The organism is Corynebacterium sp. Marseille-P4611 (assembly GCF_916618765.1).
Classification (GTDB): domain Bacteria; phylum Actinomycetota; class Actinomycetes; order Mycobacteriales; family Mycobacteriaceae; genus Corynebacterium; species Corynebacterium marquesiae.
The window spans coordinates 1,655,087-1,681,346 of sequence record NZ_CAKAKD010000001.1; the positions used below are offsets into that span (position 1 = coordinate 1,655,087).

Here is a 26,260-nt window from a genome sequence, read left to right on the forward strand (position 1 = left end):
GGGCGGCTGCGTTCAAGGCTTGCTAAACTTACCCAAATGCACCTGAAATCGCTGACGCTGAAAGGCTTCAAATCATTCGCGTCGGCGACGTCTCTGAAATTCGAGCCAGGAATTTGCGCCGTCGTCGGACCGAATGGCTCCGGCAAGTCCAATGTGGTCGACGCCCTGGCCTGGGTTATGGGTGAGGGAAGCGCCAAGACGCTGCGCGGTGGAAAGATGCAGGACGTCATCTTTGCCGGCGCTGGTGACCGCAAAGCGCTGGGGCGCGCCGAGGTCACCCTCACCATTGATAATGCGGACGGTGCGCTGCCAATCGAATACTCGGAAGTGTCGGTCACCCGCCGGATGTTCCGCGATGGCGCCAGCGAATACGAAATCAATGGCTCCAAAGCGCGCCTGATGGATATTCAGGAGCTGCTATCTGATTCCGGTATCGGCCGCGAGATGCACATTATCGTCGGCCAAGGCAAGCTTTCTGAGATCCTAGAATCGCGGCCTGAGGATCGGCGCTCGTATATCGAAGAGGCTGCGGGTGTGCTCAAGCACCGCCGCCGCAAGGAAAAAGCGCAGCGCAAGCTCACCGGCATGCAGGCCAATTTGGATCGCCTGCAGGACCTTACTGATGAGTTGGGCAAGCAGCTCAAGCCTTTGGCCCGTCAGGCTGAGGCCGCGCAGCGCGCTGCCACTGTACAGGCTGATTTGCGCGACGCTCGCCTGCGGCTTGCCGGCGATAGGGTAGTGCGCCTGCGCAGCAAGTTTCAGGAGGCCGAGCGCGCGGCCGAGGTCCTAGCCGAGCAAGTAGAAGAAGTTACTGCGCAGCTAGAAGAGGCAACGGGTTCCCAGCTAGAAGTGGAAGCCCAGCTGGAGGAGGTTAACCCCAAGGCGGATTCCGCCCAAAAGCTGTGGTTCGACCTATCCACGCTTTCCGAGCGCATTTCCGCCACCCAGCGCATCGCGGAGGAACGAGCGGCCAATGCCGGCGCCCAGGTGGCCTATTCTGGCCAGGACCCGGATGACCTAGAGGCCCGTGCTGCCCGCGCGGACGAAGAGCATGCGGAGCTTCTCGCCGCGGCAGAGGAAGCTGCGGAGCGCTTGGAGGCCATCCGCGAGGAGGTAGCAGAGCGTCGTGAGGCATTCGAGGCCGCTGAGCGCGAGCACATGGCGCAGCTGCGTGCTATTGCGGATAGGCGTGAGGGCGTCGTCCGCCTCATCGCCGCAGAAGAAAAGGCGGCAGGCCAGGTAACTTCGGCAGAAGAGGAGCTGGCGCGTCAAGAGGAGACCTTGACTTCTACCAAGCAGCGCACCCAAGCTGCCCAGGCGGAAGCCGATGAGGTAGCGGATAAGTTGCAGTCTTTGGCCGGTGAGCGTGAGCCGCTCGAGGAAGCCCATGTGCGAGCGGCCAGTGAATCGGGTGCGGCCGATAAGCGTTTGGAGCAACTACGCGATGAGCAGCGCGAGCGCGAGCGCGCCGTCTACACGTTGCGCTCCCGCATCGATACCTTGGCTCAAACTGCGCCGGAAAAGATTGAGGTCGGCGAGCATTTCCAACCGTTGGCCGAGTTCATTACCACCAAGTACGAGACCGCGGTAGCTGCCGCGTTGGGTGCTTTTGCAGAGGCCCAGGCGGGCGAGATTTCTGCCCAGCTGATTGCGGACTTGGAAAAGGGCACGCGCTCTGCGCTTATCGACGTCTCCGTGGCCGCCCCTTCCTCTTCCTGGCGCGTGGATGCGTCTTTGCCCGCAGGCACCTCGTGGTTGCTCGACCACATTGCGGTGGTTCCAGAGGTATCCGCCGCGCTGCACCGCCTCCTTGCGGATGTCGTGCTCGTCTCCGATGTCGCGGAGGCGAAAAAGCTGGTGGCCGAGGACCCGCGCCTGCGTGCGGTCACCGAATCCGGCGTGGTGCTGGGTGAAGGTTGGGTGGAAGTGGGTACCGGTGCTTCGTCCACCGTTGAGGTTTCCGCCCACATCGCGGAGGCAGAGGAGCAGTTGGAATCTGCCACGCAGGAGCTGGAAGAACTATCGGGCACGCTTGAGGGCGCGAAGATCGCGGCGGAGGATGCCCGAGTGACTGCAGCCTCGGCAAAGGCCGCCTTGCGCGAGCACGATACTGAAGTTGATGCGTGGAAGCGCGATCACCAGCGCCTGCTCAAGCAATACGAGGCCAATAAGAATGAGCACGAGAAGGCCGCGGCGCGCGCGATCGAGATCGAGGTTAAGCTGACCGAGGCCCGCACGCAGCTTGCCGACGCCCGCGATAGGCTCGCCCGCGTCGATGCGGACGAACAACCCGACGAACCCTCTTCGGTGGAGCGCGATGAGGCCTCCGCAGCATTAGAGCAGGTCAAGTCCATGGAAATGGAGGCGCAGGTTGCAGCCCGCTCTGCCCAAGACCACGTGGGGCAGGTAGCGGGGAAGGGAGAGGCGTTGCGTCGCCAAGCGCAGCATGAACGCCAAGCCAAGGCCCGCCATGAGCGAGCCATGGCGCGGCGCAAGGCCCAGGGAGAATTGGCCGGTGCGGTAGCCAAGCATTCCCGCGATTTGGCTGCCCGCGCCACGCAGCTCCTCGAGCGCGCGACCTCTGAGCGCGATGATTACTTTGCACAGCGCACCTCCCTAAACTCGCAGCTGCAGCAGGTTAAGCAACACGTCTCGGCCGCGCGGCAGCAGCTGGACCGGCTGACCAACCGCGCCCATGACTCGGAAATTGCTCGCTCCCAGGCGCAGGTGCGTGTGGACGAAGCCGAAGCCAAGATTGTGGAACAGCTGGGCATTGCGATTTCAGATCTCTTGCAGGACTACACTCCAGGCGAAGATTTCGACCGCGGGGCGGAAAACGCGCGCTTGAAGCAAGCAGAAAAAGACCTCAATTCCCTAGGCAAGGTCAATCCGCTCGCGCTGGAAGAATACAAGGCTTTGGAGGAGCGCTATTCCTTCCTCTCTACTCAGTTGGAGGATGTCATCCAAGCCCGCAAGGATCTGGCGGGCGTTATCGAAGATGTAGACGCGCAGATTTTGCAACTGTTTACCGATGCGTGGCACGACGTCGAAGCAGAATTTCCTAAGGTTTTTCAGACCCTTTTCCCCGGTGGCGAGGGGCGGCTTATCCTCACAGAGCCGGAGGACATGCTCACCACTGGCATCGAGGTGGAAGCGCGCCCACCGGGCAAGAAAGTCAAGCGCCTGTCCTTGCTATCTGGTGGCGAGAAGTCGCTTACTGCGCTAGCGATGCTGGTAGCCATCTTCCGCGCCCGCCCCAGCCCGTTCTATGTCATGGACGAGGTTGAGGCAGCGCTTGATGACGTCAACCTGCGCCGCCTCATTGCCCTCTTTGAGGAGCTGCGGAAAGACTCGCAGCTCATCGTCATTACGCACCAAAAGCCGACGATGGATGTCGCCAACGTCCTTTATGGCGTAACCATGCGCGGCGATGGTGTTACTCGCGTGATTTCGCAGCGCATGAATCCCGCAGGCAGCGCCCCTGGAACGGAGCAAGCCAGCGAGGATGCCACTCGCTTGGGCGTAGATGCTCCCCGTGGTGACGAGGCGGGGAAGTAGCCTGGGCTCGTCGACTTCCCGCAGAATTCCTTCCGCTATAGGAGGGGGTTTGGCGTGCCGCGAGCTGAGAAGACTGGCACTATAGAGGCATGAATTCTTTATGGTTATGGATCGGCATTGCGATCGTCGTCATCGTGCTGATTATTCTTTTCGTAGTAATCGGCAAAAAGCGCGGCGATGCCAAAAAGGTGTCCTTTGATAAGCCTGCTGAGGAAGAACCGAAGCAGCTGACCCAGGAGCAAAAGTCCGGCAACTATCAAGCCAAGTCCGGCTTTAACTTTGCTCCTGCTGGCGGCGCTAAGGAAGCGCAGAAAGCCCCGGTTCAGGCGGACAAGTCAGCTCAAGCGCAGCAGGCAGCGAAGACAGAGCCGAATGCTACAGACATCGCCAACGAGCAGCTCAGCGGCAAGACCTCACAGTCTAAGGAAAAGCCGCAGGCACAGGCTAAGCCACAGTCTGCTCAGCCCACGACTGATGCCGCGGCAAACAAGCCCGTGGCCGACAAGCCTATGGCAGACAAGTCTGTGGCAGAGGAGCCAGAAACCGAACCGGCACCTCAGCAGGGGAAGCCGGCGAAGACCGACAAGCCGGCAGAGCCTACTAAGCAGGCCCAGGCCCAAACGCCAGCGGAGGAGAAGAAGCAAGCGGCAGAATCTTCCGCTGATAAGACAGAAAAACCACAGTCCAAGGGAACTGGCGCTGCGGCCGCGGCGACGACTGCTGGCGCGGCAGGCGTAGCGGGTGCGGCAGCTGGGGCGTCGGAAAGCGAAGAATCGCACGCGGACCGTGCCCCGAAAGCGGCTGGACAGCCAGAAGCTGCACCCAAGCCGGAAGAGCCGGCAGCTGCCGAAAAGGCAAAAGAGCCGGAAGACGTTGTCTCCGTGGAAAATGCCGAGGTAGAAGAGGAGTCCCCAGTCTTCGACGAGGTTGTTGAAGACAATGATGCGGAAGACATCGAGGAGCGGGTGGACGACCGCGAGGAAGCCGAAGAAGCCGCAGCTGCTGCCGAGGCACAAACCGGTGCAGCCGAAGCTGCCAAGGAACAGACCGAAGTTCCAACAGGCGAACCTGCCCCAGCACCAGCTCCGCAGGATGATATCGCCCCCGCCGGTGGGCGTCTTGGCCGTTTGCGCGGGCGCCTTTCGCGCTCGCAAAATGCCATCGGCCAAGGGCTCATGGGAATTTTGTCTGCAGGCGATTTGGATGAAGAAGCCTGGGAGGAAGTCGAAGATACGCTCATCATGGCGGATTTGGGCACCAAGTCCACGATGAAGGTGACTGACTCCCTGCGCGAGAAGATTGCAGAGCGCGGCGTTTCCAGCGAGGATGAAGCCCGTGCCATGCTGCGCGAATGCCTGATTGAAGCAGGCCACCCAGAGATGGATCGCTCCATTAAGGCCATGCCGAATGAGGGCAAGCCAGCAATCGTAATGGTCGTCGGTGTCAATGGCACCGGCAAGACCACAACCACCGGCAAGCTTGCTCGCGTGCTAGTAGCCATGGGCCATAAGGTCCTTTTGGGTGCGGCCGATACTTTCCGAGCTGCGGCCGCTGATCAGCTTGAGACGTGGGGCCGCCGAGTTGGCGCCGATACCGTGCGCGGCAAGGAAGGCGCTGACCCAGCATCGGTAGCCTTCGATGCGGTAGCAACCGGCGTGGAACAGCAAGTAGATGTGGTCTTGGTCGACACCGCAGGCCGCCTCCATACCTCCACGGACTTGATGGACCAGCTAGGCAAGGTCAAGCGCGTGGTAGAAAAGAAGACCGATGTGGACGAGGTCCTGCTGGTATTGGATGCCACGGTGGGGCAGAATGGCCTTACGCAGGCACGAATCTTCCGCGAGGTAGTAGATATCACCGGTGTGGTTCTCACCAAGCTGGATGGCACCGCTAAGGGCGGAATCGTCTTCCAGGTACAAGAAGAATTGGGTGTTCCAGTCAAGCTTGTGGGCTTGGGCGAAGGCGCCGATGATCTCGCGCCATTCGAGGTTGAAGGCTTCGTCGACGCTCTGTTGGGTGAGAAGTAGCCGCCAACCTTGCAACTCCCCCTGCATATCGGGTGTCACGTACGTGCGCCACGGTGTGCTGGGGGAGTCCTTCGTTTTCATGGGTGAGTTATAGCGTGCAACAATCTCGCGAATTCTTTTCGCTCTCATCTCGCTGTCGGTTCGCAGACTATGCAAAAGTCCTATGCAATTGGCGCGGGAATAAGTCCTGCTGAACGCCTGTGAACTCTCTGCCTGCGAGCGTAATTGTGGCGGTTGTGCTTGCCTTTTATGTAGCGCAGAGGAATGCTGCAATGTGGTTTGACCTTGGCGGGAATGGTAGCCTGAAAGGGCTGTATTTAATGCGAAATTCGCATTAAACCTAGACCAAGGTTCGTGAGGCAAGTATTTCGTGACGCTACTTTATGCAGTCCTCCTCGCGGCGCTGGCAGTGATCTTGGCACCGGTAACCGTAAAGGTTATTGACCGAAAGGCAGGCTATCCACTAGCTGGCCTTTTTCTTATTGCAGCGGTCCTCATCGCCAAGGAATTTCCTGCCATTGCAGCCGGGGAGGAATTAAGTTTCCACGCCACTTGGGTGCGTGATTTCATCGCACCAGGCGTCGACGTAAGTTTTGCTCTCCGCGGGGACGCGTTGAGCATCTTCTTCGCTATGTTGGCGCTGGTCATTGGCGCCGTCGTTTTCACGTATTCGGCGGCCTATTTGCCCAAGAATGAGGGCAACACCAGCTTTTATACCTTGATGACAGCGTTCACGCTGTCCATCTTGTTGCTGGTTCTGGCCAACGACGTGGTGGTTTTGTTCCTTGCCTGGGAGCTAGTCTCCTTGGCTTCGTTTATGTTGATTGCTCGCTCCGGTTCAGGCGGCGAGGCTGGTTCGCAGCGCACACTGATCCTAACCTTTATTGGTGGATTGACCCTGCTGACCGGCTTGGGTATTGCCGCGACGGTGACTGGATCGACTACCGTTTCTGATATCTTGGCGTCCCCTGTATGGACGGAACGCCCAGGGATAACGGCAGCCGTAGCCGTGTTGATTGCGGCGTCCGCCTTTACTAAGGCGGCACAGTTCCCATTCCATTTCTGGTTGCCAGAGGCTATGGCCGCCGCCACCCCGGTATCGGCCTTCCTTCACGCAGCAGCGGTGGTCAAGGCCGGTGTGTACCTGCTTATTCGTTTTTCCACCATCTTCCACGATGCGGCGGTGTGGAATTGGTTGCTCATCGTCGTAGGCATGGGCACCGCGGTGATGTCCGCGGTATTTGCAGTGCAGAAGACGGATCTGAAAAAGCTTACGGCCTATTCCACCGTCTCCCATCTGGGCTGGATTGTTGCCACGATTGGCGTGGGTACCCCGTTCGCTATCGCTGCAGCGTTGGTCCACACTCTGGCGCACGCGCTGTTTAAGTCCTCGCTGTTTATGCTCATTGGCGTCATCGACCATGAGGCTGGGTCGCGCGATATTCGCCGCCTAGGACCACTGTGGAATAAGATGCCGTGGACATTTGGCTCCGTAGTAATTGGTGCGGCCTCGATGGCTGCGGTGCCACCGCTTCTGGGCTTTGTGTCCAAAGAGGGAATGCTCACGGCGTTTGAGGACGCCCCGATTGGCAGCGCGGGCCAGGTAATCCTGCTCATCGTTGCTGGCATCGGTGCCTTTTTCACCTTTACTTACTCCGCAAAGATTGTCTTCGGCGCATTCTTTGATGGACCTCGCGACATGGAACATGTCCACGAAGCCCCCGTGTCGCTCTGGCTGCCCGCCGCTTTGCCGGGCTTTATGTCCCTGCCGCTGGTATTTGTGCTCGGGCTCTTTGATGCCCCGATTGATGATGCAGTGGCTGCCGTGGGATTGGAGCATCATTCGCACCTTGCCCTCTGGCACGGGTTCAACGTTCCTTTCCTTATCTCGCTAGTGGTCCTCATCGTCGGTATTGCCGGTATCTTTGCCCGCAAGAAGATGTGGGCAAGCTTTGAAGCTCACGAGTTCATGCCGCGCAGCGGCAATGATTTGCTGTATTCACTGATGAAGGGTTGCTCCCAGTTGGGGCGCGTTCTGGGCAAGATGTCCGATTCGCATAATCCATCCCGTCATATGCTGCCGATTGTCATTTTGATTATCGTGCTGGCAGCTACCACCCTCATTCGCGATGGCGTCGACGGCGTAGCACTGCAGCCACGGGTGGCTGGTCTGGATAACCCATGGGACTTGCTGCCACTGGGCATCATCGCCCTAGCGATGTTTGGTCTGGTGCGCACCCAGAACCGCTTGACCGGTGCCATCATGATTGGCATTGCCGGCTCGGGCGTGACCTTGCAGATGTTCCTGCTTGGCGCACCTGACGTGGCGCTGACGCAGTTTATGGTGGAGGCCCTGTCCGTCATCGTCATGATGATGGTGCTGCGCTACCTGCCAGAAACCTTCCAGCCGGTGAAGAACAAATCCCGCAAGACCGGCTCCATCGTCATTGCGGTCTTGGCCGGTGTGGCTGCGTTCCTAGGCGTGTGGGGACTCATGGGCCGACACGAGCGCTCCGATTTGGCCATGTGGTACCTGGACAATGCTCCGGACATCACCGGCGGCGACAATGTTGTCGCTACTATCATCGTGGAGTTCCGTGCACTCGATACCTTGGGCGAGCTTTCCGTACTGGGCATGGCTGCAGTGGTTATTGCAGCAATCACTACAACGTTGCCGCGGTTCCCGTTCAAGTCGGGTACACGCCCAGCGCCGTTTGGCCAGTCCCAGCTGAACTCCGTGCCATTGCGCAAGGGCGTGCATGTTGTTATCCCGCTGTTGGTCATTATGTCCGTCATCGTTTTCTTCCGCGGGCACAATGCCTCCGGCGGTGGCTTCCCCGCGGCGCTGATCATGGGTGCAGCAATCGGGCTTATCTATCTGTCCCGTGGCTCCGATGAAATTGTTTTCGGCCGCATGACTCCGATTAACCTGACCGGTATCGGCATTATCACCGCCTTGATTGCCGGCTTTGTAGGCTACTTGCACCACGGCATTGGCAATGGTGGCTTCCTGGCTGCAATCCATGCCGAAGCCTTTGGCCAACACTGGACCACCTCGCTCATCTTCGACTTGGGCATCTACCTAGCGGTGCTGGGTATGTTGACTATGGCGATTAACGCATTGGGCGGTTACCTGCGCCCAGGAACGGAGCGTGAATTCTTGCCATGGGTTCATGATGATGATTCCGCACTGCCGACGACTCCACGCATTTCGCTTGAAGACGTCGACGATCCGTACCCAGACCCGATCAACCCTTCGACCGATCCGTTGGCCTTGCTGACGCCTTCGGAAGCAAAGACGAAGAGGAAGAGTAAGCGCTCCGCGGCTATCCGGGGAGGGGAGAAGTAATGATCCTTGCATTGACTATTGCTTTGCTCATCGGTAGTGCTGTCTATCTCATCCAGCAGCGCGGCTTGGTACGCATCGTGCTGGGCATGATGGCTTTTGGCCACGGTGCCAACCTGATGCTGCTGGCTACGGGCGTGTATTCCTACCGCGGAGAGTCCTTCCCATCTCAGGTTCCGCACGATCAGATGGCCGACCCGCTGCCGCAGGCCTTCGTGCTGACCGCCGTTGTTATTTCCATGGCAACCTCGACCATCTTGTTGACGATGGCGGCCATGGGCAAGAACGACGACACCGATGTGGTGGAACCAGTTGATGACAACACCATCGACCATGCCTTTTCGACCTTGGGACGCGACGCCCAAAATCGCCAAATTTTGGAGGATTCCACCAATCAGCTTGACCGAATTGGTCAGGTGGACCACAACACTCCCGTTGCAGAACGCGGCGCAACTGAACAGAAGGAGGATGACAAATAATGGCTGATGCTGTAGCTCAACTCCTTCCGCTATTTCCAGCGGTCCCGCTGATTGCAGCGGCCTTCGCACTGCTGGCACCGTGGCGTGCGGTACGCGATTCCATCATGCTTATCATCCCGGGTGTTGGAATTTTCGCCGGCTTGGGCCTGCTCATCTACACCATGAACAATGGGGTAGTAGCCCATACTGTTGGCCTCTACCAAGGCAATGTGGGTATCCCGTTTGCGGCGGATGCCTTCTCCGCGTTGATGATCATTACTACGATGATCGTCGCGTTTGGTGCCAACTGGTTTGCCATTGTGGGTGGGGAGACTAAGTCTCGCTACTATCCTTCGCTCACCCTGATTTTGATCACCGGTGTGTGCGGTGCATTGCTAACCGCTGACCTCTTTAACTTCTTCGTTTTTATTGAGGTCATGCTTCTGCCGTCCTACGGCCTTATCACCATGTCTGGTACGTGGTCGCGCTTGGCAGCCGGCCGTGCCTTCGTCTTGGTTAACCTTTTCGCCTCCACCTTGTTGGTTGTTGGCGTGGGTTATATCTATTCGGTTACCGGTGCGGTCAACCTAGGCGCACTGAAGGGCGCAGCGGCAGGCAATGGGCCGGTGACCGTGGCAGCAGGCTTGATCCTCATTGCGATTACCGCCAAGGCCGGCGTGTTCCCCGTGCAGTCGTGGCTGCCACGCACCTACCCAGGAACCTCCGCCGCGGTGATGGGCCTATTTTCCGGCTTGCACACCAAAGTGGCCGTCTACATGCTCTACCGCCTCTACGTGCAGCTATTCGATCTGGAACAGCGCTGGAATCTGTTGATCATCGTCATCATGATTATCTCCATGATGATCGGTGCCTTCGGCGGCCTAGCGGAAAATTCCATCCGCCGCGTCCTCGGTTACCAGATGCTCAACGGCATGCCTTTCATCTTGGTCATGCTTGCGTTTACCTCTGATGACCCACGTCGCGCACTGGCAGCTGGCATCATGTACACGATTCACCACATGGTGACCGTTGGTTCGCTGATCTTGGCCTCTGGTGCCATTGAGGAGACCTACGGCACGGGCGTGCTCAGCAAGCTTTCCGGTCTCGCTCGCCGCGACCCCATCATCGCGTGGATTTTCGCTGCCGGTGCATTCTCCGTCGTGGGCTTCCCACCGTTCTCGGGAATGTGGGGCAAGTTGATGATTGTCTTCGAGATCGCCCGCGTGGGCGGTGCTTGGGCCTGGATTGCCATCGCGGCCATCATCATCGCTTCCTTCGCTGCCTTCTTGGCCATGCTGCGCGTGTGGCGCAAGGTCTTCTGGGGCAAGGGCCTGCCGGAGGACAAGGTCCCGGATGAATTGGTCATCCGCAAAAAGCTCATGGCCCCATCCGCGGCTCTCATCCTTGGTTCGCTGTGCATGTTCATCTTCTCCGGCATCGTCCTCGATGTTGTGGATGCCGCAGCGGAGCAGCTGCTGGACACTAACGCATATACTGAAACCGTCTTGGGAGATGAGCCGATTGCCGTTCCCAATATCGATGAAATCCAGGAGGGCCGTTAAATGAACGCAATTGTGTATGCATTGTGGCTCATCAAGGAGATTTTCGTAGCCGGCATTAGCTTGGCACTGGCGGCCTTCAAACCGGATAACGAATACAATCCGGTTATTATTCGCTACCCCCTGCGCGTGACTAGCGCCTGGGAAATCTTCTGGTTTACGTCTTCCATTACCGCAACCCCGGGCACGCTCTCGCTCGGTTTGCGTGAACCGCCCCGCCAAGGGCTGCCGCGAATCGTGCTGGTACAGGCCGTCCAAGGATCCGACCCGGCGGAAATCGTGGCTGACCTGGCTGAGATGGAACGGCGCCTCGCCCCGCGGGTTAAGGACATCGATTATGGAGTGCCGGGCCAAGGGGAGACTACAGAATTGGATGAGGCTTTCTACGAGTATCCGCTCGAGTCTGTGGGACGCTATATGCGCTCGCCTGACTTGGCGCGGGCGGAGGACACTCCGCTTTCAGAAAGCCAGGCGGACGTCGAAAAGCCAAAGCGCCGAGCCCGCAACGTACAACGCAGAAAGGAGACCGAGCGATGATTGACTTTGCCACATTGTCCCCATTCGGCTGGGTCATATTTGTATGCGTATTCATCATTGGCATCGCCACGTGGTGTGGCGTGCTGCTAGCGCTTCGTACGCGCGATGAGCTCACCCGCGCCATTACCTCGGATATAGTTTTCTACGGCATGATCTGCATGTATTTAGCGTGGTCGATGACCAATAACGCCCCGATGGCGTATTACATTGCACTCCTTGGTGCCATTGCCGCCGGTGTGCTACCGACGCTATCGATGGCCCGCATTATTTCGAAGGGCAGGCGATAAACTATGGCCATTTCTGAAATTATCGCCTCCGTCCTGCTTATCATCGCTACCCTCTTGGTGGTCGCTACGGTGGTGTCTCTGTGGCGAGCGCCCGATGCCTTGACCCGTGCTAACTTGCTGGGCCCCACTGTGGGACTTGCGGTACCGCTGATTATCGTGGCCAAGTTAGTCGTGGACTTTGGCCGCGATGGCTTTTCCCTGTGGCTGCTCATCCAGGCACTGATCGCCTGCTTCGGCGTATGGATCATCGGCTCGGTAGGCTCCTTTTATCTGGGCCGTTCCATCTACGGCGTAACCGTCACCGACGTCAAACACGCCAAGCACAACAATAGGGAAATTCAGACCGTGCACGCAGAGGAAGACGATATCTAGTCCTCTCCAGCCCCTTCTGGCGGCGAGCCTTTTCTGTTCCTGCGCGTGGCTGCGGGGAAGACAGGACAGCTCGCCGCTTTTCTGGTCGCACAGGGGGTCTTCTGAACCCACCAGCGCTTTGAATACGCAATGTGGAAAAAGTTGCACAGCAATTGCTGTGCTCGGGCTAGAATGGGTGCACGTTATTCGGTGCCTGTAGACCCGCCCCGAAGAGTTAGCAAGGAGTAACAATGAAACTCATCACGGCCATCGTTAAGCCCTTCACCCTGCCGGAAATCCGCCAGGCTTTGGAGCAGCAGGAAGTACGCGGCCTCACTGTTACTGAAAGCCAGGGCTTTGGGCAGCAGCGTGGACACAGCGAGGTATACCGAGGGGCAGAATACGCCACCGACTTTGTGCCCAAGGTGAAGCTGGAGATTGTTGCGGCCGATGACCACGTCGAAGACATCATTAATGCCATTGTGGATGGTGCCTACACGGGCAAGATCGGCGATGGCAAGCTGTGGGTAACCCCGGTTGAAGATGCCATTCGTGTGCGCACCGGCGAGCGCGGCGAGGCGGCGCTCTAAGCCCGCATGCATACCGCCGCACAGATTCGCGCCGAGGCCCATGCCTCGGCGCTTCGTGTATTGCGCAGTCTCGAGCTTCCACCGGGAACAGCGCTCGCTGCCACCGGATCCTTTGCGCGCAATGAGATGACTACGCACTCCGATATTGATGTCATCCTCATCTATCCGGAAGGTCACGAGCCAGATCCGGCTTTGGTGGAGCAGCTGTGGTACCCCGTGTGGGATGCCAAGTACCGCCTGGATTATGCCCTGCGCACCCCACAAGAGTGCGGGGCGATTGCCGCCGAAGATGCCTCTGCCGGCTTTGCCCAGTTGGATTTGGCCTTTGTAGCAGGGCGCAAGGTTCTGGTGGATGAGGCGCGGGCGCAATTGCTCGCAGCGTGGCGGCGCCAGCTGCAGCGCGGCTTTGATGATTTCTTGGATACCGCGATTACTCGGTGGAAGCGTTCGGGCGCTGTGGCAGCGATGACGAACCCGGACTTGAAAAATGGGCGCGGGGGATTGCGCGATATTCAGCTCTTGCGCGCGATGGCTTTGGGCAACCTGTGCGACTTTCCAGATTTGGACGTTGAGCAGCGGCTGCTTCTCGACGCCCGCACGCTCCTGCATGTCACAGCCCGGCGCCACCGGGATATCTTGGATCCCGAGTTCGCCGCGGATGTAGCTGCGGACCTGGGGTTTGAAAGCCGTTATGCCTTGACAGCGGCTTTGGTCAGCGCTGCGGCCACGGTCAATAAGGCGGTGGAGCGCGGCCTTGCTACCGCCCGTGGGGTGCTAGGCCGTAATGCTTCAGTGACCGGCCGGGGCCGGCGCCGCCCGCTCGATGTGGACGTGGTGTCCGAGGGCGGCAACATTTTCCTTTCCCGCAATCCAAATGTAGAGGACCCGTGGCTGCTCACCCGCGTGGCTGCTGCCGCGGCACGCACGGGATATATTATCGCCGAGATCACGTGGCACCAGCTCCAAGGCCTGCCCGAGCTGCCGCTACGCTGGCCGCGGGCAGCGGTGGATGATTTCTTCGCTATTTTGTCCTCGCCGCGATGCACGCCGCGCGTCATACAGGACTTGGACCGCTATGGCCTATGGGAACGCTTAGTCCCGGAATGGGGGCATGTGCGCGGCTTGTTGCCGCGCGAGCGCAGCCACGTCAATGCGGTGGACCATCATCTCATCGCAACGGTAACGCGGTGCGCGCAGATGCGTACCTCGGTGGCTCGTCCTGATTTATTGCTGCTGGCCGCGCTTTACCATGACATAGGCAAGGGCTACGGACGCCCTCATGCCCAAGTAGGTGCGGAGATGATTACCCGCCAGGCAGCCCGTATGCGGTTGAGCGTCGCCGATAGGTCGCGCGCCCAAACCTTAGTGGCAGAACATACCACCTTGGCGCGGTTAGCGGCGACGATGGACCCGGCTTCCGATGCCGCTCGCGATGCCCTCTTGGCTGCCGCGCATTATGACCAGCTGACTATATCCCTGTTAGCGGTGTTGGCTGAGGCTGATGCCCAATCGACCGGGCCTGGCGTGTGGACACCGCGAGTGGAGCAAGCACAGAAGCTGATCGTCGCGCGGGCACTTGAGGCGCTCAAACCACGTGTTCTCGACCGCCCTGCTGTGCATGTACCGCTATCTAGCGAAGGCGTTGCGCTCAAAGTGGATTGGGAAGACCAAGAAGTCAGCGTGTCGTGGTGCGGTACTTCTCAAGGGGAGCTAAAGCGCATCTTCGCCTTGCTATCGGCGCTTGGGTGGACCATCGTGCGGGCGAATATCGTTCGCGAGGAGGACGGTGCCTATAAGGCGGAGTTTTTCATCCGTACGGTGCAACAGACCCTGAAGGAGGCAGCGCAGGAGATAAGGTTTATTCAGTCCTATAACTCACGAACTTATACGGAGCTGCCGGCCATTGCTGGAGAAGTAACCACCGCGGCATTCGATGTGGGCGGCATTTTGGTCATCCGGACGGTCGAGCGCATCGGCGCTTTAGGGCACTTGGTAGAGGCATTGCCGGACTTTGTATGGCTGCGCCATGAGATTTTGGGCGCGACGATGATCGTCAATGTGTACCTCGCCGGGCAGGTTTCTCGCACTACCGTGGTGGGGAATGTGACCAGGGCCCTGGCTAGGGACTAAGATTGAATAGTTGAACTTTAGATCGATCTAAATTAAGGGAGCGCATCCGTAGTGTTTGACTCACTATCAGACCGCCTACAGTCAGCCCTGGCGGGCCTGCGCGGTAAGGGCAAACTGACCGAGGCTGATATCAATGCCACCGCTCGCGAGATCCGCCTCGCGCTGCTGGAAGCCGACGTGTCTTTGACCGTCGTCCGTGGCTTTATCAAGCGCATCAAGGAACGCGCCCGCGGCGCGGAAGTCTCTGAGGCGCTCAACCCAGCGCAGCAGGTAGTCAAAATCGTCAATGAGGAGCTCATTGAGATCCTTGGCGGCGAAACCCGCCGCCTGAACTTAGCTAAGAACCCGCCGACGGTGATCATGCTCGCCGGCTTGCAGGGTGCTGGTAAAACCACCCTGGCCGGTAAATTGGCCAAGCACCTAGCTAAGCAGGGCCATACCCCGATGCTGGTGGCCTGTGACTTGCAGCGTCCAGGCGCGGTGCAGCAGCTGCAAATTGTCGGCGAGCGCGCTGAGGTGCCGACCTTCGCACCGGATCCGGGAACCTCCCTAGACTCCAACGAGCATGAAATGGGCACCTCGCACGGGGACCCGGTGGACGTCGCTAAGCAGGGCATTGCTGAGGCTAAGCAGAAGCAGCACGATGTGGTCATCATCGATACCGCTGGCCGCTTGGGCATCGATGAGACCCTGATGACGCAGGCGCGCAATATCCGCGATGCCGTCAACCCGGACGAAGTCCTTTTTGTCATTGACTCGATGATCGGCCAGGACGCCGTGCAGACGGCCGAGGCCTTCCGCGATGGCGTGGACTTTACCGGCGTCGTTCTCACCAAGCTGGACGGTGACGCCCGTGGTGGTGCGGCCTTGTCTATCCGTGAGGTCACCGGCAAGCCCATCATGTACGCCTCTACCGGTGAGAAGCTCGATGATTTCGATGTCTTCCACCCGGAGCGTATGTCCAGCCGTATTCTGGGCATGGGTGATTTGCTCTCCCTTATCGAGCAGGCTGAAGCAACCCTGGACCATCAGAAAGCCGAAGAGGCAGCCTCTAAGCTGGGCTCTGGCGAGCTGACGCTAAATGACTTCCTTGAGCAGATGTTGATGATCCGCAAGATGGGTCCCATCGGCAATCTGCTGAAGATGATGCCCGGCGGCAAGCAGATGAATGAAATGGCCGCCATGGTGGATGAAAAGCAGCTGGACCGCATCCAGGCGATTATTCGCGGTATGACGCCGCAGGAACGCGAGGATCCGAAGATTCTCAATGCTTCGCGCCGCAAGCGCATTGCTAATGGTTCTGGTGTTAGCGTTTCCGAGGTCAACCAGCTCATTGAGCGCTTCAACCAGGCTAAGAAGATGATGTCCAAGATGGCCGGCCAATTCGGCATGGGCGGCATGGGTGGTCGCTCCGCTACCAAGAAGAAGCCTAAGGGCCGCAAGGGCAAGAACGGCAAGCGAAAGAAGGGCAAAGGCGGCGGTGGCAACCGCGGCCCGAAGATGCCAGGCGGGATGCCGGGCATGGGCGGAATGCCAGGAATGCCCGGTGGCGGCGGCATGCCGTCCATGGAGGAGCTGCAAAAGCTCCAGCAACAAATGGGCGGCGGCGGTGGCATGCCAGGTATGCCCGGCATGCCAAAGATGCCGAAGGGAATGGAAAATATCGACCTCAACAACCTGGACTTTGGCAAGGGCACAAAATAGTCTTTCTAGCCCGTAGTCAGGGCAAAGGGGCTTCCGCATTCGCGCGGAAGCCCCTCTTTAGTGCTTGCGGTTGTCGACGTCCCCCTTTAAACCGGCTTCGCGAAAGCGCAGCCGGTTGTGGATCTTAAGAGCTAGACTGCTTCATCTTGGCCAGCGTTGGGGTAGGGGACTGGGTTGGCATGTTGCTTGCCGGCATTGGTAGGCGCTGCGGGCGCTTGCTCCACGGCTCCTGCAGCCTGCTCCGGTGGAATATCCGGGGCTTCCTGCTGGACTTTTTCCCCGTTGAGGAAGGGCTTTAGGGCCTCGCGGATCATTGGCATTGCAGATTCCGCAAAAGCATTGGTGATGTGGTGCATGTCGCGGTAGACCATCGTATTGCCGATGATGACCGGGCAGTCACCATTGGCATCGCAGAACCACGGAGCGGTATCAATCGAGAGCATATTCTGGTACTTCGACAGCACGACCGCACCGGGGTCATAAGGCTGGTAGACCTGCTCAACGCGCATGCCGCAGCCGTAGGCATCTTCGGTAGCGACGTAGCACTCATCAAACTCGCGTGGGCGGCCTTCTTCATCGAATCCCCACGGGTTATCGCGGAAGCCCAAGAAGGGAATATCGCGTTCGGCCAATTCATCCCAGAATGCCTGGTAGCCGGCGGGCACCGCATCGGGGCCGGTGCCGTATTCATTTTGCGGACGAGTGGTATTCGAGATGACTAAGACCGGGTTCGCCTCTTCGATGCGATCCATGACCAGCTTGCCCCACTCGGCACACTCTGGGGTCACGGTGACATCGTCGCCCAATTCAATCGGGCAGCCCTGGCGCAACAGCGGTACCAGCTTAAAGCCCATTTCCTTGCCTAAACGGTCCAGCGCGGCAGAATACTGCTCCGCGTGGGAACCGCCCACCAAATAGACTTCCTTCTCTGCATTGGGGTCACCGAAAATGCAGGGGGTCTTTCCATCTTTGCGGGTTTCGAAGAAGAAGTCAGCAGGCTGGCTATCTGGTACGAAGCACCAATTTGTTGCTACTGGTGGCTGGATACCGCCGGCCAGGATCGGATCAGGCTTGACCTCCACATTATCCGGCGGGGTGATGTCGTTGATGAACGTCGTTGCGCCGGGGTAGAGGGCAGGATCCAAAAGCTCCGCATCAGCATCATCAAGGGTGCGCATCCACAGTGGCTGGACAGTTAAGAGGCCGATCACGGCTGCGGCGACTACGACGCCGCCCACACCGCGGGCGGCACCGGCGGGTTTCTGTAAGGTCGAAAGGCCCTTGCGTACCGGCAAATCCTCGGCCGTGGGGCGCTTGCGATGCTGGCGCAGGGGCTTCTCCACAAAGCGGTGCGTGAGGTCCGCCAACACTAGCGAAATGACGATAATGATGACGCCCAACCACCACGACGGAGTTTCTTGACCCAGGTAGGAGGTAGACAAAATGAGCAATGGCCAGTGCCACAGGTAGAGCGGGTAGGCTACATCGCCCAGCCAGCGCGCCTGCTTGGAGGCCATGGCCTTGGAAATCTTGCCACCGCCGCCCAAGATAATGAGCACGGCGCCGCCTAGTGGCAAGAGGGAAAGCGGGCCAGGATACGCAGTGGTGTCCGCGATGATGGCACCAGTAAAGATGAGCATCAGAAGGCCCAGACCAGTAAAGAGGTCATAGAGGCGGGCTGGAATCTTCCAGGAGGAACCATAGATGGCCAGGACCGCGCCCAAGGTTAACTCCCAAGCGCGCGACCAGGTGGAGTAGTAGTTCTCCGGAGTTCCGTAGAGGCCGTGGCGCGAAGCGTAGGCGAAGGAGACGATGGTGACCACGATGAGGATCGGGCCAGCAATCTGGTTGACCGTGGGGAAGCTACGCTTGCCCAAAGACTGCTGCTTCGGCCGGAACTTCATGATGGCAGCCAAGAGGAGCGCGAAGGCAATGCCCATGATGTAGAACTGGCCCTGTACGGCCATGGACCACATATGCTGCAGCGGTGAGGTATCAGCTGCGGCGGCCGTGTAGTCGGCGTTTTGTTCCGCTAGCTCCCAGTTCTGGTAATACAGCATGGTGGCTGTGATCTGTTGGGTGAGCTCGGTGCGCATAAGCTGTGGGGTGAAAATGCGCACTAGAATGTAGGTCACGCCGATGACCAGAACCAAGCTCGGCACTAGGCGCCGCAAGGTGCGCCAGATCGGCCACCATGGGTTCAGCGAGGCGTTGGGCTTGCTTGCGTAGCGCAGCTGGGAGCCCAAGAAGAAGTATCCGGATAGCAGCAGGAATACGTCGACGCCGCCGGATACCCGTCCGACGAATACGTGGTAGATAACTACGAGGCCGATGGCAATACCGCGCAGACCATCAAGGTCATAGCGGTACCGGAAATTTCGCGGTGATTCTTTAGTCATAAACTGTCTTTTCGTGCGCCTATGCCTGGATGGTGGGGCGGAAGGCGCGCCATACATATGAAACGAAATGTCTATATTCGGCCCTTAAGGGTACTCTGCTTCAGTATCGCAGGCATAACGAGGCTGCGTGCGTGGCGTAGTAATTTTTGAAAATGCAGCTACTCGCGCTAAAATACTTCAAGTTATCTTCTCGGTTGTACTGAGCTAGATAAACTACATAACGTAATATTCTGCGTAGCACCGTTCCCGTCTACGGTCGGCCGGTATGTCACGCGCAGATAAAATCCAAGGGTTGAACCGGCGCACTATGCAGTGCGCGTCCGAACTGCCCAGTGACTAGAAAAGGAGCCATCATGGCTGTCAAGATTAAGCTGCAGCGCGTGGGCAAGATCCGTGCTGCTGAGTACCGCGTTGTTATTGCTGATGCCCGCACCCGTCGTAACGGCAAGGTCATCGAGAACATCGGTATCTACCACCCGAAGGAAGAGCCCTCCCTCATCCAGATTGATTCCGAGCGTGCACAGCACTGGCTGTCCGTTGGTGCACAGCCAACCGAGCCGGTTCTCGCTCTGCTGAAGGTAACCGGTGACTGGCAGAAGCACAAGGGCCTGCCGGGCGCAGAGGGCACCCTGAAGGTTGCTGAGGAGAAGAAGTCCAAGCTGGAGATCTTCAACGAGGCACTGGCTGAGGCCAACAACGGCCCGACTATCGAGGCCATCACTGAAAAGAAGAAGAAGGCCAAGGAAGAGGCTGAGAAAAAGGCTGCTGAGGAGGCTGCTGCTGCAGAGGCTGCCGCTGCTGCCGCCGGCGAAGCTGACGCTGAGGCCGAGGAGAAGGCTGAGGAAGCTTCCGAGGAGTCCGCAGAGTAATCTGCCTCCCTTGTTAAGCGCATAGCGCTTTAGCTTCGGGCCCCGCCGCTACGATCACTGATCGTAGTAGCGGGGCCTTTATAGTTTGGGGAAGAACGCCGGCACACGATAGCGACCGCGCACGCTAGTCCTTGACGGGGCTGCGTGCGCGGTCGCTGCTGGCAGTTACGTGCTAGGAAACTTGCGGCATCCATGTCGTGGATATGCAAGTTCGCCTTTAGTTCTGTGGCTTGTAGTTGGAGTAGCGGCTGTAAACGTTAGAGGGGTCCTTAAAGTCCATGCCGCGCAGGGCGCCTGCAACAACCGGTGTGAAAAGCTCAAGGATCTGCTCGCGTGGAAGCTGTGACATAGGGCCGTTGATGGCAAGTACAGTAAATCCATGAATAGTTGACCAGGCCAGCAGAGCATTCTGCATGAAATACGTAGCGTCAGTGGTATTATCCAGCGCTTCCGCGTGGCGGGACAATAGGGCGAAGAAATCGCGAATCTGCTGTAGGTGATCCATCTTCGGATCATCTTCCGTATTGGGGTCTACGCCAAGCATGAAACGCAGCGCCTTCCACTCCAGCATGCAGCGGAAGAAATTGGTCTCATCCAAGGCGAACTCGAGGTAAGCGTAACCAATCTGCATCAGGTGCTCTGGAAAATCTAGGCCCTCTGCAGTCTCGGTAGTCTCGTGTAAACGCCGGACCAACTCATCGGTAGCAAGTTCAGCGACCTTATCGTGCAGTTCTTCTTGGTCCTTGAAGTGGCGGTATGCGGAGGTAGGGGACACTCCTGCTTCGCGGGTTACCGCACGGACGGTAATTGCGTCGGGGCCGCTTCTTTTACCTAGTTGAACAGCGATACGGAGCAGCTCATCGTGGAGGTTTCCATGATGGTAGGGCTTATTGTGCGTTTCTTTAAAATTCATATTATCACCAAAACGTATGCGTGTATAAATTATTTGGTTAGCATGGTGAGTAGCAAAACTGCGGGGGTAGAAGGGTCGCCGCTCTCGCTTGTAGCCTCGACCTTATGTACTTCATATGCGGGAAGGTGCACGATCGAGCCGGGGGTGAGCGTGATGGTTTCACTGCCGTAGCTGAAGTCAAGCTCACCGCGCAGCGCCTGCACGGTGATGGGATGTGCGGCCTTATGGTCGGGCAGGGACTGTCCAGGTGCAAAGCTAAAGAGAATGAGGTTGGCACCATCGGCGCTCAAGACGCGCTGTACGCCCGGGCGCGGGCGGTGCGGATCGGTATCAGGCGCGATGTCCAGCAGGTTTAGCGCGGACATTACGGCTTCCTCGCCTGAATGAGAAGCTGCGCCAAACGTGTCCGGGGAGTTGGTTGGTAGATCGCTCATGAGCCCACTTTAACGACAATGACACTCAAATTCTGGGTTTGTTTTCCAAAGCGCCAAAATTCATGACTGACAAGGGCAAAGAGGTCTGTGTTGTAGACTTTCCGCTATGGAATTGATGATTGGTCGCGTGATTAAATCGCACGGCGTGAAAGGTGAAGTCGTAGTAGAAGCCACTACGGATGAATCGGAGGTGCGCTTTGCGGTAGGGGAAGTTCTTCATGGCACGCAGGGCAAGAAGGAGCACACACTAACTATCAAGGCGGTCCGGAGCCATAAGGGAAGGCTGCTCATTACCTTTGAAGAGATCAAAGACCGAACAGTGGCGGATAGCCTACGTGGTACTAAGTTCTTTGCCGCTCCGCTCGACAGTGATGATGGCTTTTATGACCATGAGCTGGAAGGGCTGCGCGTTCTTTTAGCTGGCAAGGAAGTCGGTAAGGTCACATCAGTCATCCACGGCGGAAGCCAGGATTTGTTGGAGGTAGAACTCGACAACAGCAAGGAGGCGCTCATTCCCTTCGTGCATGCCATTGTTCCTGAGGTGAACCTGGAAGCTGGAACGTGCACCATCGATCCGCCGGAAGGACTGCTTGACCTATGAGGCTTGACGTCATCACCATCTTTCCGGAGTACCTAGACCCGTTGCGGCATGCGCTTTTGGGAAAGGCCATTGAACAAGGTCGCCTTGAAGTAGGTGTGCACGACCTGCGGCAGTGGGCTACGGATGCGCATAAGTCTGTCGATGACTCGCCGTTCGGCGGTGGCCCCGGCATGGTTATGAAGCCAGAAGTTTGGGGGCCGGCGCTCGATAGCGTCGCCGCGCGGGAAAGTGCGCCTAATTTAGAGTCTGCGCTGCCACACCTAAACCGTCCGCGCCACGACGAATTAGAAGGGGTAGAAGCACAAGCCTATGCGGTTGATGCCACGGCCGATGAGGATAGCGACCTCCCACTGCTTATCGTGCCGACGCCAACGGGAAAACCGTTTAGCCAAGCAGATGCGCGGGCGTGGTCCAATGAGGAGCACATTGTTTTTGCCTGCGGGCGTTATGAGGGCATCGATCAGCGCGTGGTGGATGACGCCGCTCGGCGCTACCGCGTGCGCGAGGTTTCCATCGGCGATTATGTGTTGATCGGTGGGGAAGTGGCAACGTTGGTGATTGCTGAGGCAGTAGTGCGACTCATCCCCGGTGTGCTGGGAAATAAGCGCTCTCATGAGGAAGATTCTTTTTCTGATGGTCTCTTGGAAGGCCCGAGCTATACCAAGCCGCGAGAGTGGCGTGGCCTAGCCGTGCCGGACGTGCTCACCTCGGGAAACCACGGTTTGGTAGACACATGGCGGAGGGAACAGGCTTTGCTGCGCACGTGGCAACGCCGTCCCGAACTTTTGGAGGCGGCTGAGCTCGATAAGGACGACAAGGCCTTCATCGCGCAGTTGGAACAAGAAGCCAACACACAGGGTGAAGGCTAATGGAGGTAAGCGCTGATCTCTCCGTACTCCTAGTAACCCAGGAGTGGGAGAATAGCCTCGAAGCATTGCCGGAGACGCTGCAGGCACGAGGCTTTGAGCCGCTAAGCATTTTCGCTCTCCAAGTAGCGGAGGAGTGCACTGAAAGCAGCCCGCTAGCGCAGGAATATCGCTTCAGATTCGGCCAGTGGCCACAAGGAATTCCGGTGTGGCGGCTCATCGTAAACGCAGAGACCACGCAGCCGCTGGCCACAGTGGCTTCCTTAGTAGCAGACTGCTTGCCGCCGGCAGCCTCGTGGGTGGGCAGTGCGGAAATCGGTTTTACAGAGTTGGGGCTTGGTGCCCCGGCGGTGTGGCGGACGGATTCTGGGTTATAAGCGGAATCTGGAAAACTATTTAGCTCTTTTCATGCCTACACTGCAGCGCATATGCCTTATAGGGCTATAGTAAAGGGGACATCCCCTCCAGATTCCTATTCCCAAGGTGATCCCTTCAATATGACGGCTCCCAACGGCAATAATTACGGTGGATATAACCAACAGCCGCCCCAGTACAATCAGCAGTAATATTCCCAGCCGCAGCAAAGCGGTGGCGTAGGTGGCGCCACGATCGCCGCGATTATCGCAGCCATTGTGGCGGTCATCGCGGTGGCAGCCATGGTCATCATGTTCGTGACCAATACCAAGGATGATGCATCGAGTAGCGCGGCCGCCGATAGTCAATTCCAGCAGGCTGATGCCAATAGCGGCTCCGGCTCCGGATCTAGCAAGCACTCCGGTTCCTCGTCCAAGGACGATGCTGAGGATGAGGATGAAGATTCCAGCCCGGTCACGGTGACCAAGACCAAGGACGCCCCAGCACCAGCGCCGGCACAGGCAGCGTCTTCTGGCAGCAGCAATGGGCACTCTTGGAGTGACTTCACTAGCTACTATGCAGCTACCAGCAAGACCTCCAGCGGCTTTGCCAGCAACGTCTATACCGCGTTTATGAATAACTGGGTCGCTGGCGGCGGAACCGGCACTACCTTGAGCGTCTACTCGCCGGCCACCGGTGGTACCTACACCATGTACTGCTCCGGCAGCTCTTCGCGCGTTTCCTGTTCCGGCGGCGATAACGCCCGCGTGGTTATCTACTAAGAACGCACCATAGCAACCTCCTTTCCTTCCTGGGGAAAGGAGGTTTTGTGCGTCTTGGGGGCGTCGGCAAGCGAAGGCGGTGGAGGGGCCGTGCGGTAAATTGGGTGGGTCTAATCCCAAACCTCGAGAAAGAGTGAGGAGACCACGTGAATATTGCGGCCACTATCGCCGCCGAGCTCAACGTCAAGGAATCGCAGGTTTCTACCGCGTTGCAGCTGCTTGCGGAGGGCAATACAGTGCCCTTTATCGCCCGCTACCGCAAGGAGGCCACCGGTGGGCTGGATGACTCCCAGCTGCGCACCATTGAAGAGCGCGCGAACTATCTAAAGGAACTACAGGAGCGCAAGGAGACCATCCTTGCGGCGATTGAAGAGCAGGGCAAGCTTGGCGACGCCCTCAAGGAGCAAATCCTTGCCTGCGAGACCAAAGCACGCCTAGAAGATTTGTATCTGCCGTATAAGAAGCGCCGCAAAACCAAGGCCGATATTGCCCGCGAAGCCGGCCTTGAGGAGCTGACCGATAAGCTCATTGCGGATCCCAACGCCGCTCCAGAAGAGTTGGCACAGGCCTTTACCACCGAGGGCTTTGAGGATACCAAGAAGGCTCTCGACGGCGCCCGGGCCATCTTGGTGGACCGCTTCGCGCTCGACGCGGATCTGGTGGGTGAAGTACGCGAGCGTATGTTCACTGAAGGCTCCATGGGCGCGCACGTTATTGAGGGCAAGGAAGCCGAAGGCGCGAAGTTTAAGGATTACTTCGATTTCAACGAGCCCTTCCACAAGCTGCCTTCGCACCGCATTTTGGCGCTGCTGCGTGGCGAGAATGAGGGAGTGCTGCAGCTGCAACTAGATGCCGGCGATGACGCCGATTACGAGGATGTAATCGCCTCCCGCTTCGAGCTGGATCGCTCCTCCAAATGGCTTGCCGACGCCGTGCATTGGGGCTGGCGCACCAAGCTCTATATTTCCTCCAGCCTGGACGTTCGCATGCGGCTGAAAGAGATTGCGGAGGAAGGCGCGCTGAAGATCTTTGCCACCAATTTGCGCGACGTGCTGCTCGCGGCACCTGCTGGCCAGCGTGCCACCATCGGCTTGGATCCGGGTTATCGCAATGGTGTGAAGTGTGCGGTAGTGGACAAAACCGGCAAGGTGCTCGATACCGCCATTGTCTACCCGCATCAGCCGCAGAACCAGTGGAGTCAAGCAGTTCAGACGCTGTCGACCCTGTGCGCCAAGCATTCTGTAGACCTTATGGCCATCGGCAACGGCACCGCCTCCCGTGAGACCGAGAAGCTTGCCCAGGAAATTGCGGACCTTATCAAGCAAGCTGGGGGTCAGCGACCCACTCCTGTGGTGGTTTCGGAGTCCGGCGCCTCGGTCTACTCAGCTTCGCCGCTTGCAGCGGAGGAATTCCCCGACATGGATGTCTCGCTGCGCGGTGCGGTTTCCATCGCTCGCCGCTTGCAGGATCCTTTGGCTGAGTTGGTCAAGATCGATCCTAAGGCTATTGGTGTGGGGCAGTACCAGCACGACGTTAACCAGACCGCGCTCGCTCGCACCCTTGATGGCGTCGTGGAAAGTGCGGTAAACGGTGTGGGCGTAGATCTCAATACCGCTTCCGTCCCGCTGCTTGAGCGCGTGGCGGGTGTCAATTCCACCATCGCCGCCAATATTGTGGCCTACCGCAATGAACACGGTTCTTTTGCTTCCCGCAAGGAACTGAAGAAGGTACCGCGTCTGGGGCCTAAGGCCTTCGAGCAGTCTGCGGGCTTTCTCCGCATCAGCGGCGGTACCGATCCGCTGGATTCCTCTGCCGTACACCCGGAGGCCTATCCTGTCGTCTCCCGCATCGCGGAGAAGACGGGTCTGGGTATTTCTGAACTTATTGGCAATACCCGCGTACTCAGCACGCTGGCGCCAGCAGACTTTGCAGACGAGACTTTCGGCATTCCTACGGTGACCGATATCATCGCCGAGCTGGATAAACCCGGACGCGACCCGCGCCCTGAGTTCAAGACCGCCACCTTTAAAGAAGGCGTACATAAAGTCTCCGATCTCACCCCGGGCATGATTCTTGAGGGCACGGTGACAAACGTGGCGGCATTTGGCGCCTTCGTGGACGTCGGAGTCCACCAGGATGGCCTCGTCCACGTTTCTGCCATGAGCCACAAATTTGTCTCCGATCCGCACGAGGTCGTGCGCTCTGGCCAGGTGGTCAAGGTGAAGGTCATGGAGGTTGATGTGGAGCGCCAGCGCATCGGTCTCTCCCTCCGTTTGGATGATGAACCGGGGCAGCCGGCCCCTAAACGCCGCGGTGATTCTCCACGCGGTTCCGCCAAGTCCGGTGGCGGGGGAGGCGGAAAGCGCTCTGGCCACAAATCTGGGCGTGGATCCCGGGGCGGCTCGCGCGGCCGCACGGGTGGTGCAGGCAGCGCCGGCGGTGGCGGAGCTATGGCCGATGCTCTGAAGAAGGCAGGCTTCTAGCTGCCTCCCACC

At 58.5% G+C, this 26,260-nt stretch carries 20 protein-coding genes; 17 read left to right on the forward strand and 3 right to left on the reverse strand.

Annotation, left to right across the window (positions count from 1 at the left end):
• Positions 1-36 precede the first annotated feature (36 nt).
• From smc to ffh, 11 genes are all read left to right on the forward strand, one after another.
• The gene (smc, locus tag LG376_RS07970) at positions 37-3,558 is read left to right on the forward strand and encodes a chromosome segregation protein SMC (protein WP_225746772.1); all 3,522 of its coding nucleotides are present in this window, start codon (positions 37-39) and stop codon (positions 3,556-3,558) included.
• 89 nt (positions 3,559-3,647) lie between these two features.
• Positions 3,648-5,585, forward strand: coding sequence for a signal recognition particle-docking protein FtsY (ftsY, locus tag LG376_RS07975; protein ID WP_225746773.1), 1,938 nt, complete (start codon positions 3,648-3,650; stop codon positions 5,583-5,585).
• Between the two features lie 370 nt (positions 5,586-5,955).
• Complete coding sequence (locus tag LG376_RS07980; RefSeq protein WP_049378299.1) at positions 5,956-8,934, forward strand: DUF4040 family protein; 2,979 nt, start codon at positions 5,956-5,958, stop codon at positions 8,932-8,934.
• On the forward strand, positions 8,934-9,410 hold the full coding sequence (locus LG376_RS07985; RefSeq protein ID WP_049378298.1) for a sodium:proton antiporter: 477 nt from the start codon (positions 8,934-8,936) through the stop codon (positions 9,408-9,410). Before LG376_RS07980 ends, LG376_RS07985 begins: the two co-directional genes overlap by 1 nt.
• Positions 9,410-10,951 (forward strand): monovalent cation/H+ antiporter subunit D family protein, encoded by a 1,542-nt coding sequence (locus LG376_RS07990; protein WP_225746774.1) that lies wholly within the window; start codon positions 9,410-9,412, stop codon positions 10,949-10,951. Before LG376_RS07985 ends, LG376_RS07990 begins: the two co-directional genes overlap by 1 nt.
• Positions 10,952-11,485 carry a monovalent cation/H+ antiporter subunit E gene (locus LG376_RS07995; RefSeq protein ID WP_225746775.1) on the forward strand — a complete coding sequence of 178 codons (534 nt, stop codon included), beginning with the start codon at positions 10,952-10,954 and terminating at the stop codon, positions 11,483-11,485. It begins immediately after the preceding gene.
• Complete coding sequence (locus LG376_RS08000; RefSeq protein WP_225746776.1) at positions 11,482-11,772, forward strand: cation:proton antiporter; 291 nt, start codon at positions 11,482-11,484, stop codon at positions 11,770-11,772. The genes LG376_RS07995 and LG376_RS08000 overlap by 4 nt, the downstream gene beginning before the upstream one ends.
• A gap of 3 nt (positions 11,773-11,775) precedes the next feature.
• Positions 11,776-12,144: a Na+/H+ antiporter subunit G gene (locus LG376_RS08005; protein WP_198491644.1), complete on the forward strand. Its 369-nt coding sequence runs from the start codon at positions 11,776-11,778 to the stop codon at positions 12,142-12,144.
• A gap of 230 nt (positions 12,145-12,374) precedes the next feature.
• Positions 12,375-12,713: a P-II family nitrogen regulator gene (locus tag LG376_RS08010; protein WP_225746777.1), complete on the forward strand. Its 339-nt coding sequence runs from the start codon at positions 12,375-12,377 to the stop codon at positions 12,711-12,713.
• Between the two features lie 6 nt (positions 12,714-12,719).
• Positions 12,720-14,843, forward strand: a complete 2,124-nt coding sequence (locus LG376_RS08015; RefSeq protein WP_225746778.1) for a [protein-PII] uridylyltransferase — start codon at positions 12,720-12,722, stop codon at positions 14,841-14,843.
• A 51-nt stretch (positions 14,844-14,894) separates the two neighbouring features.
• On the forward strand, positions 14,895-16,547 hold the full coding sequence (ffh, locus tag LG376_RS08020) for a signal recognition particle protein (RefSeq protein WP_225746779.1): 1,653 nt from the start codon (positions 14,895-14,897) through the stop codon (positions 16,545-16,547).
• A 131-nt stretch (positions 16,548-16,678) separates the two neighbouring features.
• On the opposite strand, the gene LG376_RS08025 is transcribed toward ffh, so the two are convergent.
• Complete coding sequence (locus LG376_RS08025; RefSeq protein ID WP_225746780.1) at positions 16,679-18,946, reverse strand: acyltransferase family protein; 2,268 nt, start codon at positions 18,944-18,946, stop codon at positions 16,679-16,681.
• Between the two features lie 353 nt (positions 18,947-19,299).
• Here LG376_RS08025 and rpsP point away from each other — a divergent pair, with 353 nt between their 5' ends.
• Entirely contained in the window at positions 19,300-19,815 is a 516-nt protein-coding gene (rpsP, locus tag LG376_RS08030; RefSeq protein ID WP_198491639.1) for a 30S ribosomal protein S16, read from the forward strand.
• Positions 19,816-20,032: 217 nt separating this feature from the next.
• Here the strand turns inward: rpsP and LG376_RS08035 are convergent, their stop codons facing one another.
• Together LG376_RS08035 and LG376_RS08040 are read right to left on the reverse strand one after the other, a co-directional pair.
• Positions 20,033-20,728 (reverse strand): TetR/AcrR family transcriptional regulator, encoded by a 696-nt coding sequence (locus LG376_RS08035; protein ID WP_225746781.1) that lies wholly within the window; start codon positions 20,726-20,728, stop codon positions 20,033-20,035.
• 29 nt (positions 20,729-20,757) lie between these two features.
• Entirely contained in the window at positions 20,758-21,162 is a 405-nt protein-coding gene (locus tag LG376_RS08040; RefSeq protein WP_225746782.1) for a cupin domain-containing protein, read from the reverse strand.
• A 106-nt stretch (positions 21,163-21,268) separates the two neighbouring features.
• On the opposite strand from LG376_RS08040, the gene rimM reads away from it, so the two are divergent.
• The 5 genes from rimM (at position 21,269) to LG376_RS08065 (ending at position 26,248) form a co-directional block, all read left to right on the forward strand.
• Positions 21,269-21,763, forward strand: a complete 495-nt coding sequence (gene rimM, locus LG376_RS08045) for a ribosome maturation factor RimM (protein ID WP_225746783.1) — start codon at positions 21,269-21,271, stop codon at positions 21,761-21,763.
• On the forward strand, positions 21,760-22,632 hold the full coding sequence (gene trmD, locus LG376_RS08050) for a tRNA (guanosine(37)-N1)-methyltransferase TrmD (RefSeq protein WP_225746784.1): 873 nt from the start codon (positions 21,760-21,762) through the stop codon (positions 22,630-22,632). The genes rimM and trmD overlap by 4 nt, the downstream gene beginning before the upstream one ends.
• Positions 22,632-23,006 carry a hypothetical protein gene (locus LG376_RS08055; protein ID WP_225746785.1) on the forward strand — a complete coding sequence of 125 codons (375 nt, stop codon included), beginning with the start codon at positions 22,632-22,634 and terminating at the stop codon, positions 23,004-23,006. Before trmD ends, LG376_RS08055 begins: the two co-directional genes overlap by 1 nt.
• Before the next feature lie 255 nt (positions 23,007-23,261).
• On the forward strand, positions 23,262-23,765 hold the full coding sequence (locus LG376_RS08060; protein ID WP_225746786.1) for a hypothetical protein: 504 nt from the start codon (positions 23,262-23,264) through the stop codon (positions 23,763-23,765).
• A 146-nt stretch (positions 23,766-23,911) separates the two neighbouring features.
• Positions 23,912-26,248, forward strand: coding sequence for a Tex family protein (locus LG376_RS08065; protein WP_198491632.1), 2,337 nt, complete (start codon positions 23,912-23,914; stop codon positions 26,246-26,248).
• Positions 26,249-26,260: the final 12 nt, after the last annotated feature.

Coding starts and splice junctions, on each gene's coding strand:
- smc (WP_225746772.1), top strand. CDS start 37: ATGCACCTGAAATCGCTGACGCTGAAAGGCTTCAAATCATTCGCGTCG.
- ftsY (WP_225746773.1), top strand. CDS start 3,648: ATGAATTCTTTATGGTTATGGATCGGCATTGCGATCGTCGTCATCGTG.
- LG376_RS07985 (WP_049378298.1), top strand. CDS start 8,934: ATGATCCTTGCATTGACTATTGCTTTGCTCATCGGTAGTGCTGTCTAT.
- LG376_RS07990 (WP_225746774.1), top strand. CDS start 9,410: ATGGCTGATGCTGTAGCTCAACTCCTTCCGCTATTTCCAGCGGTCCCG.
- LG376_RS07995 (WP_225746775.1), top strand. CDS start 10,952: ATGAACGCAATTGTGTATGCATTGTGGCTCATCAAGGAGATTTTCGTA.
- LG376_RS08000 (WP_225746776.1), top strand. CDS start 11,482: ATGATTGACTTTGCCACATTGTCCCCATTCGGCTGGGTCATATTTGTA.
- LG376_RS08005 (WP_198491644.1), top strand. CDS start 11,776: ATGGCCATTTCTGAAATTATCGCCTCCGTCCTGCTTATCATCGCTACC.
- LG376_RS08010 (WP_225746777.1), top strand. CDS start 12,375: ATGAAACTCATCACGGCCATCGTTAAGCCCTTCACCCTGCCGGAAATC.
- LG376_RS08015 (WP_225746778.1), top strand. CDS start 12,720: ATGCATACCGCCGCACAGATTCGCGCCGAGGCCCATGCCTCGGCGCTT.
- LG376_RS08025 (WP_225746780.1), bottom strand. CDS start 18,946: ATGACTAAAGAATCACCGCGAAATTTCCGGTACCGCTATGACCTTGAT.
- rpsP (WP_198491639.1), top strand. CDS start 19,300: ATGGCTGTCAAGATTAAGCTGCAGCGCGTGGGCAAGATCCGTGCTGCT.
- LG376_RS08035 (WP_225746781.1), bottom strand. CDS start 20,728: ATGAATTTTAAAGAAACGCACAATAAGCCCTACCATCATGGAAACCTC.
- LG376_RS08040 (WP_225746782.1), bottom strand. CDS start 21,162: ATGAGCGATCTACCAACCAACTCCCCGGACACGTTTGGCGCAGCTTCT.
- rimM (WP_225746783.1), top strand. CDS start 21,269: ATGGAATTGATGATTGGTCGCGTGATTAAATCGCACGGCGTGAAAGGT.
- trmD (WP_225746784.1), top strand. CDS start 21,760: ATGAGGCTTGACGTCATCACCATCTTTCCGGAGTACCTAGACCCGTTG.
- LG376_RS08055 (WP_225746785.1), top strand. CDS start 22,632: ATGGAGGTAAGCGCTGATCTCTCCGTACTCCTAGTAACCCAGGAGTGG.